The sequence below is a fragment of the Gordonia sp. N1V genome (genome assembly GCF_029269935.1).
Taxonomy (GTDB): Bacteria; Actinomycetota; Actinomycetes; order Mycobacteriales; family Mycobacteriaceae; genus Gordonia; species Gordonia polyisoprenivorans.
Window position 1 is genome coordinate 119,570 of sequence record NZ_JARJDD010000007.1, and the last position, 13,289, is coordinate 132,858.

Genomic DNA, 13,289 nt, shown 5'->3' on the forward strand with positions numbered 1-13,289 from the left:
GGTTCCAGTGTGCCCGATATGTGCCGGTGACCGACCGGAGTCCACGGTCCTCACGTACGCCGCGCGGGGCGAGTCGACGGCCCGCCCCGTGCGGCGTCCGCTCTACTCGCGAGGGCCGCGCCGCCGGGCACGGCGAGACTCGACCCGACTGCCGCCGACCGACGCACTCACGACTCGTGGGCCGCCGGCGTGAGCGGTGCCCGTGTCGGGGACGCCCTTGACCGGTTGATGAATCGGTTGCAGCGCATAGCCCGTCTGCCACGGGAAGGTACCCAGATCGTCGGCCCAGACCACTTGCAGCGCAGGATGGTTCGGGAACAGCTCGTTGGTGATGAGCATGTCGGACTTGTCGACGAGCTCGATCACCCGGACCCGCACCTCGAGAGCATGCACCTCGAGTTCGGTCCGACCGTCGACCACCGATCGCCAGTCGACCCGGTGGAACAACTCACCGAGTTCGTTGAGCAACTCACAACCGGTGCGTGCGTCGAGACCGAAGACCACCAGATCGGGGATCGAGTGCAACGCGAGACCCGTCGTGTACGCGAACGCGCAGTCCGGCGGCGCGCACCGTGAATCCCCGCACGAACACCCGTCGCCGACCGCTGTCACCGCCCAGCCGAACCGGCGGATGGTGGACAGCGTCTCACGGACGAGGGGATCGGGATGCCAGCGCGGGATGCCCCGGATTGCTGCGGCGTGATCGGCCATGGTCGCTCCTTTGTTCGAGGGTGCGTTCATGACACCACGGGGGTACGACAAGTCCGGGACGCCCGCTGCCGTCTGTGAACAGGTCGCAGGTCAGCGTCCTCGCCGGGCAATTTCGATGACCTCGTCCTCGGTCGGCGGGCTCTGTGGGTGATAGCTGAGACACAGCGGTGTGTCCACCTTGATGAACCGACCGCCGTCGACGGCTGTGTAGAAGGTTCCCGTGGACAGGCGGCCGACGTCGGGAATCGGGCTGCCCTTACTCGCAGCGAGTTCTCTCGCAGCCTCAATCTGGTTGGGATGATTGAGTTTTCCAAATACCTGCGTGGATGCGTTCCCACTCACGCGCCCGTGGATCCCCTTCGGTGCCTGCGTGGCGAAGATCAATCCCAGTCCGTACTTACGAGCCTGTGAGGCGAGTGCGAGGGTGCTCTGGGTGGCGCTCGTGGTGCCTTGAGAGGGTGCGTAATTCTGTGCTTCGTCCATCACCAGGACGCCACCGAGAGGTTTATCGGCTGCAGGGTGGCGCTTGATCCAGGCGAACAGTGACATCTGCAATTGCCCGACGAAGTTCGCCACACGATCCTCGCCGCCGAGCCCCGCCAGATTGATGACCGAGATCCGCGCCCGTTTGCCAGACGACGGCGTCAGGAGGTACCCCGGATCTGCTGGTGCGGCATCGCCGTCGAGGAGCGGATCGTTGGCCATCGACGCCTTCAGGTTCTCACTGAGATCGATCGCGAGTCGCCCGGCATCGGCCAGAGTGCTCACTCCGTCGGGAAGCTCGGAGAGCAGCGCCACGAAGGAGAGCAGGCTTCCGCCACCGCGACGGCCGTAATACACCATGGCCTGCCGCAGCACGGCCTCGTATCTCGACGCCTTGGCGCCGCGCTCACTCGAGCGGGCGCGGGGGAGCAGTGCTCCCACGGCGGAGTCGACCGCGGCAGAGAACTCGTCGGACTCACCGTCAAGGGCGGCGAAGTCCGGTAAGGGGCGAAAACTCAACGGGCGGCCCGCCTTACGGCCGGGGGTGAACACGATCACCTCGGTGTCGGCGAAGTAGCGGTCGGCGAGCGCCCGATCCTCGGGATTCCACGGCCGGGGGTCTGTCGCAGGCCAGGGCGTGCCCAGCCGGGCGAGGTCGTTGTTGATGTCGAGCACGATCGACGACACACCGTGCAACGCGGCCTCTTCGACGATCCGACGGATGAGGACGGTCTTGCCCGACCCCGACCCGGCGAAGATCGCGACATGTTTGCGCAACGCAACCAGGGGTACCGATACCGGATCGCCACTGGTCGATCCCCGTCCGAGTGTGAGAACGTCGGCCGGGCGGACGAGGGTGGCCGTCGCGGCGGCACCCGCGGCGGACGGACTTGTCGGCGATGAGGCGGTTGCGGCGGGACTCGGCGCGGCGCTCGGTCGGGCCGGCGATGCGGGCAATTGCTCCGGTCGGCGCGCGTCTACGACGTCGGTCTCCACCGCATGGTGCCCCACGGGATGATCGTCTCGAAGGGTCGGTGTCGCAGTGGTAGCCGCTGGCCCTGTCTCGTTGTCGATGGGCCCGGCGCCGGCATCGGTGGTTGCTTTCGCCACGGCCGGCCCCAAGGCCTCGGTAAGGAAACCGATCTCCGCTGCGGGATTACGCTCGACGATCCACTCATGGAGCCGCAAAGGGCGTTCGGAGCGGAGTTTGGCCAGCGCGGCCAGACGGCGGATGTCGTCCTCGGACCACGCGATGACCTTGCCGCCGCGGGAGTGCAGTTCGGCAACCATCTGTTCGGTCTTGGGTCCACTGGGCCAATCGTCACGACGCAGCACGACGAGAATTCGTTCGACCGTACCCAGACTCAGGCCTGCGGCCGTCGTTGCGTTCGCGAGCCTGGTCTGGACAGCGCGCGCATTCGTTGCCGAGATGGCGCGGAAGCTCCATGACTCATCGATCTCGCGATGAGGATCGACGACGTGCTTGATCCGGCCGTGCAGGACGGCCTTGGCGCCCGGCTTCGGGTCCTGACGCCATTCCCCGGCACGGCCGGCGAGTGCCTCGATCCACGTACCGAGCCCGGCCTGTAGGAGGGTCGGAACGACCCGGTCCTCGGTATCGGAGACGAGCGCGGGCAGGGGATCGGCGCCGGCGATCAACTCCTGGTACCGGTTCTCGACCCGTGCTAGCTCAGGTGACAAGTCTGCGGGTTTGGCGGGCGTGGCAAGCTGTCCGGGCTCATCGGCCGCTGTGTCCGTCGTAGCGACCGGCGCGGCGTCGCGCGCTCCGGACCTAGCAGTGGCGCTTGAGTTCTCGCCGCTGATTGAGATGATCTCGGCGAACGACCCCGAACGCAGCATGGTCATGATCTGTCGATCCGCGTCGATCATCAGTTCGCGCGGGGTCAATCGCTTGGCACTCGCCAGTGCGGCAGGAGACACGGGCCAGGTGGGATACGGCGGCTCGAAACCGATGCGCGCGAAGCCCGGGGCAAAGCGTTTGGCCAGCAACTCGCGACTGAAGTCGGTCGACTCCATGCGCTCCAGCATAGGTGTCTTGCGGAAGCGCTCGACCGCGGACCGCATCACGTGGCTCTCCAGGTATTCCCACGCTGCGGTGATGCTCGAGACGACGGTGGACGTGCGACTCATGTTCTCGCGCAAGGCCATCAGGCCATGCGCTACCTGCTCGACGATGGTTTCCTCACCCGGAGCGGCCGCTTTCCCCGCCTCGATCAGGGTGTCGATCTGGTCGATCGCCAGCACAGACGCGCCGTCGAACGCAATGATGCGAGAGAAGTTCTGAACGATCTCTTGATAGCCGAGCTTGGCATTGCGGATACCCCATGCGGCCAATTCGTCGGCGTCGTCGACGTCGAGATGGAGGAAGGCCTCCCCGAGATCCTTGGCGTCGTTGTCCTGCGACGCGGTGAGGACCATGGCGCGCAGAATGTGCTGGGATCTGCGTCGATGAGCGTGGTTGCGGTAGACGCCGGTGACGAACTCCTCGAGCGCCTCCTGGGTCAGTGGCGATTCGCCGACCACGGCTTGCCTTGTCGGCTCGGCTACTTCGGCCTCCCGCGCCAATCGATCGAGCAGTTGTGCCAACTGCGTGGGATGGGTATGGCCGGGACGACTCAGGGACTCGAGCATGGCCACCGTGATCGACTTCCAGAAGTTGGAGCCGTCCAACAGTCGAACCAAAAAGAAGTAACCGCCCTCATCCTGGACGCGTCGACGGATCTGGCCGAGCAGGTGAGTCTTCCCGGAGCCGGCGACACCGCGGATGACCACGCCGATGGGGCTGGCCGAATCCGAGCGCTGCGCGTCCTCGAAGCTGCGTAGAGTCTCTTCGATGATCTGCTCGTGAAGTCCTTCGACGTGGTAGGGACTCACCGCACCCCAGACGTCGTCGGGGGTGTCTGCCCAGTCCAGTCGGATGGATTCGAGAGCTTGTCGAGTGGGCTGGTCCATCACACTTCCTCGATGACCAGCAGGTGACTCGGCTGGGTGCCGATCATCACGGATGCGGCGCGATCTGCCTCGGTCAGCCGCGCGCGATCGTCCTGCGGGATCACATTGATGCCGCGGCGCTCCTGCAGGGTCAGGATCGCCGCGTCGAAGTCTTCGCGCGAGATCGAGGCGAGTGTCGCGCGAAGCGCGGCCAGACCTACCAGGGCTCCCGGGTTGGCGGCGATGCGGTGGTAGGCCTCGATGATTCGGGTCCCCGCATCGGCTCTGCTCTCCGGTATCGCTGGTGCGGACCGGTGTGGCTGCGGTTTCGGCGCTGGCTCGTCGTCACGACGCGGACGCCCGAAGACTTCGTGCAGCCGCAGGTCTTCGGCATCGAGGTACCGGCCGATTCCCGCCAGCACCGCATACAGTGCTCGGATCGGAGGTAGGGAACGATCAGGCGGACCGTCCTGCAATTCGGTTGCGCACCAGGCCCATCCACGGTCGGTGAGTGAGTGGAACAGGGCGCCTCGAGCACCTTTGTGGGACTCGATCAGTCCGTGGCGCTGCAGTAATTCACGTCCGGGTTTGTCGAGGTTGGGGCCGAGCACGCGCAACTGAGGTGTCGAGAGCTCCTTGGCCTCGGACATCAGAACGAAGAGCACCGCGCTCTGGCTCGGTGTCAGCTTCGGGTGGTCCACGTGTTCTCCTCGAGTTGTGTCGGTCTGTGCGCGGAAGCCGATGCCGATCGTGCTGCCAGGATGTCACGCAGCTCGTCGGCGACGAGATCGGCATCGGTGAGGACTTGCTCGTTGGTGTACCGCAGGATCATGTAGGCGTGCCGCTGAAGCATGTTGTCGCGGGCGCGGTCGCTTGCGTACTTGTCCGCACGACGATGGTCGGCGCCGTCGACCTCGACGACCACGCGTTGTGCGGTCCACAGGAGATCGACGACGACCGCCGGTGCGAGAGGGTCGAGGTCAGCGGGACGGCGGTTCCAGATTCGGTCCCGGGCCCAGTCGTGACGGGACAATGCTGCTTCGAGCGCCCGTTCGGCGCGGCTGTTCGGGCATGGTGCGCCGACCGGTCGTGACACCAGAAGGATTGGTTGGTCCGACGCCGCAGCCCTCTTGCCTGGATCTTCGGCGGCCTGATCCGTGATGCCCAGGCCAAGGCGGACAGTTGGTATCCGATCGATCGACGGGAGGGCGTCGGACGTGAGCCATACGGTGATGTGACCGTGCTCTGCCAACCATTCGTACGCTGCTGCGGCCGCTCGCTGTGAGGCCGTCGACATTTCGGTGCTGGAGCGGACAGCCAGCACCACTGCGGCGCGGCGATACGCGTGACGTACAAGCCCCATCAGGCCTGCTGCCCGGAGCTCGGGTGCCTGTGTTCGGCGCGGAGTCGATCGGGAGGCGGCGGCACGGGCGAGATCGATAACGACGCCGGTCACCAGACCCTCTCGATGGCATAGTGTGCGAGCTGCATGCACGGCCTCGTCGACATCGAGCAACTGTCCGGGTTCGCCGTCGAGCCAGGTTGGGAAGAGGTCGAGCAGGATCTGTTCGAGAGCGTCGAGTGCCTCGGTGGTGACACTTCGCGCTGTTCGCTCATCGGGTCCACGATGGTCCAGGAAGACGGGTAATCGCGGCGAGATCTCGTCCACGAGGTCGTCGATCGCAGCGCCGGTGATGTCCTCTGCCCGGAGGACATGGCCCGGGCGGAGAGCGGCCTCGACTTCGGTCGGCACGCCCTCGTTCATCGTTGTCGAATATAGCCGGACCCACTGACGAGTGCCGAGTGCCGAGTTCGCAACTGTGCGGCTGTCGCCACAGTCCTCCGACGCGGGCGGGTATCGCCCCCTATCCCGTGATCACCGTCAGCAGAATCGCCGAATCCTGTTGTGCCGACAGGCTGTGCCGCGCGTCGGGCAGCATCACCAGATCGCCCCGACGCCCCTTCCAGACATCGTCGCCGGCGGTGATGGTCACCCGGCCGTGCAGCACCTGCACGCTGCCCTCCGCGGGGCTCTCGTGTTCGGCCAGTTCACGCCCGGCCACCAGGGCGATGACGGTGTGCCGAAGCCGATGTGAGGAGTCGCCGTGCAGGGTCTGCGCCGCCCGGCCGCTGCGGCTGCGGTGGGCGGTCCCGATCAGTTGGTCGACGAGCGAGGTCAGGTGGCTGGTGTCCATGCCTTCACTCTTGCACCCGGGGGCCGGGTTCGGAACCAACCGCGAGGGAACTGTGGATCGTGCCTTTCGGCGGCTGTGGATCAGTGTCCGTCGGCGACGGCTGCCCGCGCGACCGTCAGCAGACTCTCGGCGCTGTGCTGGGCGTGGTAGGCCTTCCCGCCGCCGCGCACCCCGAACAGGCGTTTGCTCCAGATCAGCCAGATGACCGCGGCCACGTTGACGGCGAGCAACAGCACCTTAAACACCGTCACACGCTCGACGAGTTCGTAGACCTCGAGCGGGATGAAGATGCTGGTGACGATCACCGCGAAGTACTCGCCCCATCGTTTGGCGAACCACAAACCGAAAGCCTCGACGAATTGGCTTGCGCCATAAGCGAGCAGGGCGCATCCGACAAGGACGATCGTCGTGCTCGAGAGCGTCGTCGCCTTCTCGATCCAGCTGACGACCTTGGAATCGTCTATGTTCCAGCCGATTTGGTCGGCGATCGGCCGCAACAAGGGCAGCTCGGCGTCGAACTTCTCCTGCAGGGTCTGCTGGCTGTGGCGTAGCTCGATGACGAAGACCCCCGCGAGCACCAGGAACAGGCCGCGGAGCAGCCGCTCGACGGCCAGCACCCGCATGATGATCAGGTCGCGCAGCAGCGCGCCGCGTGGAACCTCGGGTGCGTGGTCGGCGGGACCGCTGCGTCGGGGCTCACCCACGGCGAAGTCGCCGCATCGCAGACACCGCCACGCCTGGCCGGCGGCGCTGTCGACGTGCAGGCGATCGGCGAGTTCGGACTCGTCGGGGCGATAGGTCTCGTGACCGCGCAGGCCGCATGACAACACTTCCCAGTTCACTTCGGCAGACTAACGCCGAACCCGCCGCACGGGGCCGATGGTCATCCGGTCGGTCGAGCCGATCTCGACCGCCGGCGGCTTCGGCGCCGCTACCCTCACCGACATGAGCCGGCGTCTCGGGGATCGAAAGGTGATGGTGGCGGTCTGGGGGAGCGGGCAGCTACTGACCCCGACATTTCGAGCCGACTGCGCGTCCGCGGGAGTCCGACGTCTCCAGATCAACATCTCCGACGACGCGGTGCAGGGGGCGATGCGGATCTCCACCTTCGACCCGCCGATCGATGCGGTGATCAGCGTGTGGGCCCCTGATGCCGCCGCAGCGCTCGAGAGCATCGACGCACATGTGGACAGCTTCGCGGCGTGGGAGGTGCAGACCCGTGCGCCGCTCGACCCGACGCCGACCGCCGACGGCACGCGCGTCGACGCACTGGCCAATATCGCCCTCCTGCGACGGCCGCAGGATCTCGCCTATGACGAATGGTTGCGGATCTGGCTCGATGAGCACACACAGGTGGCCATCGACACCCAGGCGACTTTCGGCTACTACCAGAACATCGTCGAGCGTTGTCTGACAACGGATTCCGGTGACCGAGGAGATGTGCGGGTGACCGGCATCGTCGAAGAGCTGTTCCCGATGGCGGCCATCTCCGATCCCCACGCGTTCTATGGCAGCGATGGCGACGACGAAGAACTGCAGCGGCGGCTGACCGCCATGCTGGCCAGCGTCGCGCGCTTCGGCGCCGACCGGGAACTCGACGTCGTGCCGACCTCGCGATACGACTTCTCACTCACGCCCTGAGCGCTGTCGCGGTGGAGACGGGCACTGTCGCGGTGGGGACGGGCGCTGCCGGCGGCGATTTGGGTCTGGCCAGCGAATTCTCTACACTAGACCGGTTGCCTGTGCACCTCAGGTGCCAGGGACTCACCACACGTACGCGTGTGGACCATAACTGAACAGTCTCCGGTGCTGGTGAAAAGCCAAGGGCATCGGCGACGAGAACAGATAACAACTATCCACTTCGTGGAAGGCCCACCGCAGGTCAGGGGAGCGATCCTCTGGAGTCACATCGCTGACCGGCGCTGTATGGGAACCGCTACGAGAAAGGTTGACGGTCAACCATGACCATGACTGACCCGATCGCAGACTTCTTGACACGTCTGCGTAACGCCAATTCGGCGTTCCACGACGAGGTGACTCTTCCCTCGTCGAAGATCAAGGTGAACATCGCCGAGATCCTCAAGCGTGAGGGCTACATCACCGACTACCGCACCGAAGATGCGGAGGTCGGCAAGAACCTCGTCGTCGCCCTCAAGTACGGCCCCTCGCGGGAGCGCAGCATCGCCGGTCTGCGCCGCGTGTCCAAGCCGGGTCTGCGGGTGTATGCCAAGTCCACCAACCTGCCCAAGGTCCTGGGTGGCCTCGGCGTGGCCATCATCTCCACGTCGTCCGGTCTGCTCACCGATCGCCAGGCAGCCAACCAGGGCGTGGGCGGCGAAGTCCTCGCCTACGTCTGGTAAGGGGAGGTACACAAACATGTCGCGTATCGGTAAGAACCCGATCGAGATCCCCGCGGGCGTCACCGTCTCCATCGACGGCCAGACCATCACCGTCAAGGGACCCAAGGGCGAACTCAGCCACACCGTCACCGCGCCGATCACCGTCGCGCAGGAAGACGCCACCATCGTGGTCACCCGGCCCAACGACGAGCGCCGCAACCGTGCCCTGCACGGCCTGAACCGCTCGCTGGTCGCCAACCTCGTGGAGGGCGTGACCAAGGGCTACACCAACAAGATGGAAATCTTCGGTGTCGGCTACCGCGTCCAGGCCAAGGGCAAGGACCTCGAGTTCGCGCTCGGTTACAGCCATCCCGTGCCGATCGAGGCTCCCGAGGGCATCACCTTTGCCGTCGAGTCGCCCACCAAGTTCTCGGTGTCGGGTATCGACAAGCAGCAAGTCGGCCAGATCTCGGCGAACATCCGCCGCCTGCGTCGCCCGGACCCGTACAAGGGCAAGGGCATTCGCTACGAAGGCGAGCAGATCCGTCGCAAGGTCGGAAAGACGGGTAAGTAAGCCATGAGTGATACAGCAGCCAAGACAGTCCGCAAGCCCCTCGGCAAGGATGTGTCGACCCGCCGTCGCACCGCGACCAACCGTCGTCACTTCCGCCTGCGCAAGAAGGTCGCCGGCACGCCGGTGCGTCCGCGTCTCGCGGTCAAGCGCAGCAGCCGCCACATCCACGTGCAGCTGATCGACGACCTCGCCGGCCACACGCTGGCCGCGGCGTCGACCATCGAGGCCGACGTCCGCGCGGCCGGTGGCGACAAGTCCGCCCAGGCCCGCAAGGTCGGCGAGCTGATCGCCGAGCGCGCCAAGGCCGCCGGCATCGACGCCGTCGTGTTCGACCGTGGTGGCAAGGACTACCACGGCCGGATCGCCGCGCTCGCCGACGCCGCCCGTGAGGGAGGCCTGCAGTTCTGATGATGACCACACGTACCCAAACCAAGACCGGAGGGATCCTCTGATGCCCGGACGTCAGCGTGACGGCGGAAACGGACCCGCCGGAAACGACAACAACAACAACGCAAGCGGAGACCGCAACGATCGCCGGGGCGGCCGTGACCGTCGCGGCGGTGACCGCGGTGGCCGCGACAACGACCGCAACCAGCTCGAGCGGGTCGTCGCGATCAACCGTGTCTCCAAGGTGGTCAAGGGTGGCCGCCGGTTCTCCTTCACCGCTCTCGTGGTGGTCGGCGACGGCCAGGGCATGGTCGGTGTCGGCTACGGCAAGGCCAAGGAAGTCCCGGCCGCGATCCAGAAGGGCGTCGAAGAGGCTCGCAAGAACTTCTTCCGCGTGCCGCTGATCGGTGGCACCGTGACCCACCCGGTTCAGGGTGAGGCCGCCGCCGGTGTCGTGATGCTGCGTCCGGCCAGCCCCGGTACCGGTGTGATCGCCGGTGGCGCGGTGCGTGCCGTGCTCGAGTGCGCGGGCGTCCATGACGTTCTCGCCAAGAGCCTCGGCTCGGACAACGCGATCAACGTCGTCCACGCCACCGTGGCCGCCCTGAAGATGCTGCAGCGTCCGGAAGAGGTCGCGGCTCGTCGTGGTCTCCCCATCGAAGACGTGGCACCGGCCGGTATGCTCCGCGCCCGTGCCGGCCAGGGAGTGTGAGAGAGATGGCACAGCTGAAGATCACCCAGGTCAAGGGCACCATCGGTACCAAGAAGAACCAGCGTGACAGCCTGCGGACGCTCGGCCTCAAGGGCATCCGCAAGTCGGTCACCCGCGAGGACACCCCGATCAACCGCGGTCTGATCAACGTGGTTTCGCACCTCGTGACAGTCGAAGAGGTTAAGTCATGACCATCAAGCTCCACCATCTTCGCCCCGCTCCGGGCGCGAAGACCGACAAGACCCGTGTGGGTCGCGGCGAGGGCTCCAAGGGCAAGACCGCCGGCCGCGGCACCAAGGGCACCAAGGCACGCAAGAACGTGCCCGCCGCCTTCGAGGGTGGCCAGATGCCGATCCACATGCGGCTGCCGAAGCTCAAGGGCTTCACCAACCGCAACCGGATCGAGTATCAGGTCGTCAACGTCGGCGACATCGCCCGTCTGTTCCCGCAGGGCGGCACCATCGGCGTCGACGAGCTCGTCGCCGCCGGAGCCGTCCGCAAGAACAAGCTCGTGAAGGTCCTCGGCGACGGTGAACTCGGTGTGGCGGTCAACGTCACCGCCGACAAATTCACCGCATCGGCCAAGGAGAAGATCGCCGCTGCCGGTGGCAGCGCGACCGAGCAGTAAGAAAAAATGCAGGTAGCCGAGGTCCGTAGCGGATGCGACACCGCGTCGTCGCCGCTGCGGACCTCGGCGTCGGGGCACCCGGCCGACCACGACGTCTATTGTGGTCACCGGCGCCCGGGGGGATGACGTCCGAGCGTCGGCCGCCATCGGAAGGTGGCGGCCGCGACGGCCGTGCCCGGCCGACGACGTCACACCAGACGTCGGACGGGCCGCGGGCGAGCGGCTGTTAGAGTTTCACCGTTGTTGCCCCGCAACCACTGATCAATGTCGATTGCCGAGCACGTGAGCCGGACACCCGGTGCAAGATGACGCGTGGTCGTTCTAGGAGGAATTAGTGCTCTCCCCCCTCATCGCGGCCTTCAGGACGCCCGATCTGAGGAAGAAGATCCTCTTCGTCATCGGCATCATCGTGCTGTATCGCCTGGGGGCGACGGTTCCCTCACCGGGCGTGAACTACGTCGAGGTGCACAAGTGCATCGACACCATCAACAGTGGTGGCGGCAACCAGGTCTATTCGCTGATCAACTTGTTCTCCGGCGGCGCACTGCTGCAGCTGTCGGTGTTCGCGATCGGCATCATGCCCTACATCACGGCCAGCATCATCGTGCAGTTGCTGACGGTGGTCATCCCGCGCTTCGAGCAGCTCCGCAAGGAGGGCCAGTCGGGTCAGGCCAAGATGACGCAGTACACCCGCTACCTGACGGTCGCGCTGGCGTTGCTGCAGTCCACCGGCATCGTGGCACTCGCCGTGCGCGGCAACCTGCTGCCCTCGAGTTGCGGCGACAACATCCTCAACGACAAGTCGATCCTGGGCCTGACGATCATCGTCCTGGTGATGACCGCAGGCGCCTGCCTGGTGATGTGGTTCGGTGAGCTGATCACCGAACGCGGCATCGGCAACGGCATGTCGCTACTGATCTTCGCGGGCATCGCCGCCCGTATCCCCGCCGAGGGACGCACGATCCTCACCAGCCGAGGCGGCCTGGTCTTCGGGCTCGTCGTGGTCGCGGTGCTCATCATCGTCGCCGGTGTGGTCTTCATCGAGCAGGGCCAGCGGCGCATCCCGGTGCAGTACGCCAAGCGCATGGTGGGCCGCAAGATGTACGGCGGGTCGTCGACCTACCTGCCGCTCAAGGTCAACCAGGCCGGCGTCATCCCGGTCATCTTCGCCTCGTCACTGCTTTATCTGCCGCAGCTCATCGTGCAGCTCACGCAGAGCTCGTCGGAGGCGCCGTCGGGCTGGCAGCGTTGGGTCAGCACCTATCTCGCCGACCCGAGCAACTACGTCTACATCATCGTGTACTTCCTGATGATCATCTTCTTCACGTACTTCTACGTGGCGGTGACCTTCAATCCGGAGGAACGTGCCGATGACATGAAGAAGTACGGTGGCTTCATCCCGGGTATCCGCCCGGGGCAACCGACCGCGGACTACCTCGGGTATGTGCTCAGTCGCATCACCCTGCCGGGTTCGATCTACCTGGGTATCATCGCGGTACTGCCGAACCTGTTCCTGGAGATCGGGAACAGTGGTGGTGTTCAGAACCTGCCATTTGGGGGCACGGCCGTGTTGATCATGGTCGGCGTGGGACTGGACACGATGAAGCAGGTCAACAGTCAATTGATGCAACGCAAGTACGAAGGATTCCTGAAGTGAGACTTGTCATTCTCGGCCCCCCCGGAGCAGGCAAAGGTACCCAGGCGGAACTGTTGAGCGAATCGCTCGGCATCCCGCACATCTCCACCGGTGATCTGTTCCGCGCCAACATCTCACAGGGCACCGCCGTGGGCATCGAAGCCAAGCGGTATCTCGACGCCGGTGACCTCGTGCCCTCGGAGATCACCGTAGACATGGTGCGCGCCCGGGTCGGCGAGCCGGATGCGTCGAAGGGATTCATCCTCGACGGATTCCCGCGGTCGACCGAGCAGGCCGACGCCCTAGCCGAGATCCTCGACGGTCTCGATTCCTCGCTGGATGCGGTGCTGTCGTTCGTGGTCGACCCCGACGTCGTCGTCGAGCGCATGCTGGCCCGTGGCCGTGCCGATGACACCGAAGAGGTCATCCGCAATCGGATGTCGGTGTATCAGAAGGAGACCGCGCCGCTGCTGGACTACTACGGCGATCAGGTGAAGACGATCGACGCGGTCGGCGACATCCAGGACGTGCATCAGCGGGTGCTGAGCGCACTCGGTGCCGGCGTCTCCTGACGTCCACCGACACAAGTATTTTCCGGCGCCGGGCCACACCGCACGATCGGTGTGGCCCGGCGCCTTTTCTTCCAGCCGAGACGATCGGATGAGGTGTGGT

General features: G+C 65.6%; 15 protein-coding genes. 9 read left to right on the top strand and 6 right to left on the bottom strand.

Features of this window, described 5'->3' with window-relative positions; all coding sequences use genetic code 11:
* Positions 1–102: 102 nt before the first annotated feature.
* The 6 genes from P3L18_RS11370 to P3L18_RS11395 form a co-directional block, all read right to left on the bottom strand.
* Entirely contained in the window at positions 103–711 is a 609-nt protein-coding gene (locus tag P3L18_RS11370; protein WP_006370425.1) for a DUF4262 domain-containing protein, read from the bottom strand.
* Between the two features lie 90 nt (positions 712–801).
* Positions 802–4,167 carry a DUF87 domain-containing protein gene (locus tag P3L18_RS11375; protein WP_276114110.1) on the bottom strand — a complete coding sequence of 1,122 codons (3,366 nt, stop codon included), beginning with the start codon at positions 4,165–4,167 and terminating at the stop codon, positions 802–804.
* Complete coding sequence (locus P3L18_RS11380; RefSeq protein WP_276114111.1) at positions 4,167–4,847, bottom strand: MarR family transcriptional regulator; 681 nt, start codon at positions 4,845–4,847, stop codon at positions 4,167–4,169. Before P3L18_RS11380 ends, P3L18_RS11375 begins: the two co-directional genes overlap by 1 nt.
* Positions 4,829–5,911, bottom strand: a complete 1,083-nt coding sequence (locus P3L18_RS11385; RefSeq protein WP_276114112.1) for a DUF559 domain-containing protein — start codon at positions 5,909–5,911, stop codon at positions 4,829–4,831. Before P3L18_RS11385 ends, P3L18_RS11380 begins: the two co-directional genes overlap by 19 nt.
* 100 nt (positions 5,912–6,011) lie before the next feature.
* Positions 6,012–6,341, bottom strand: coding sequence for a cupin domain-containing protein (locus P3L18_RS11390; RefSeq protein ID WP_006370419.1), 330 nt, complete (start codon positions 6,339–6,341; stop codon positions 6,012–6,014).
* A gap of 80 nt (positions 6,342–6,421) precedes the next feature.
* On the bottom strand, positions 6,422–7,183 hold the full coding sequence (locus P3L18_RS11395) for a DUF2127 domain-containing protein (RefSeq protein ID WP_276114113.1): 762 nt from the start codon (positions 7,181–7,183) through the stop codon (positions 6,422–6,424).
* A gap of 37 nt (positions 7,184–7,220) precedes the next feature.
* On the opposite strand from P3L18_RS11395, the gene P3L18_RS11400 reads away from it, so the two are divergent.
* The 9 genes from P3L18_RS11400 (at position 7,221) to P3L18_RS11440 (ending at position 13,189) form a co-directional block, all read left to right on the top strand.
* On the top strand, positions 7,221–7,982 hold the full coding sequence (locus P3L18_RS11400; protein ID WP_276114114.1) for a hypothetical protein: 762 nt from the start codon (positions 7,221–7,223) through the stop codon (positions 7,980–7,982).
* Between the two features lie 320 nt (positions 7,983–8,302).
* Positions 8,303–8,701: a 30S ribosomal protein S8 gene (gene rpsH, locus P3L18_RS11405; protein WP_006370416.1), complete on the top strand. Its 399-nt coding sequence runs from the start codon at positions 8,303–8,305 to the stop codon at positions 8,699–8,701.
* Between the two features lie 16 nt (positions 8,702–8,717).
* The gene (gene rplF / locus P3L18_RS11410) at positions 8,718–9,254 is read left to right on the top strand and encodes a 50S ribosomal protein L6 (protein ID WP_006370415.1); all 537 of its coding nucleotides are present in this window, start codon (positions 8,718–8,720) and stop codon (positions 9,252–9,254) included.
* A gap of 3 nt (positions 9,255–9,257) precedes the next feature.
* Entirely contained in the window at positions 9,258–9,662 is a 405-nt protein-coding gene (gene rplR, locus P3L18_RS11415) for a 50S ribosomal protein L18 (protein WP_006370414.1), read from the top strand.
* 43 nt (positions 9,663–9,705) lie between these two features.
* Entirely contained in the window at positions 9,706–10,353 is a 648-nt protein-coding gene (rpsE, locus tag P3L18_RS11420; RefSeq protein ID WP_006370413.1) for a 30S ribosomal protein S5, read from the top strand.
* 5 nt (positions 10,354–10,358) lie between these two features.
* A complete protein-coding gene (rpmD, locus tag P3L18_RS11425; protein WP_006370412.1) occupies positions 10,359–10,544 on the top strand; it encodes a 50S ribosomal protein L30 in 186 nt (61 codons plus the stop codon).
* On the top strand, positions 10,541–10,981 hold the full coding sequence (rplO, locus tag P3L18_RS11430) for a 50S ribosomal protein L15 (protein ID WP_006370411.1): 441 nt from the start codon (positions 10,541–10,543) through the stop codon (positions 10,979–10,981). Before rpmD ends, rplO begins: the two co-directional genes overlap by 4 nt.
* Before the next feature lie 334 nt (positions 10,982–11,315).
* Positions 11,316–12,638: a preprotein translocase subunit SecY gene (gene secY / locus P3L18_RS11435; RefSeq protein WP_006370409.1), complete on the top strand. Its 1,323-nt coding sequence runs from the start codon at positions 11,316–11,318 to the stop codon at positions 12,636–12,638.
* Complete coding sequence (locus tag P3L18_RS11440) at positions 12,635–13,189, top strand: adenylate kinase (protein WP_014360943.1); 555 nt, start codon at positions 12,635–12,637, stop codon at positions 13,187–13,189. The genes secY and P3L18_RS11440 overlap by 4 nt, the downstream gene beginning before the upstream one ends.
* Positions 13,190–13,289 lie beyond the last annotated feature (100 nt).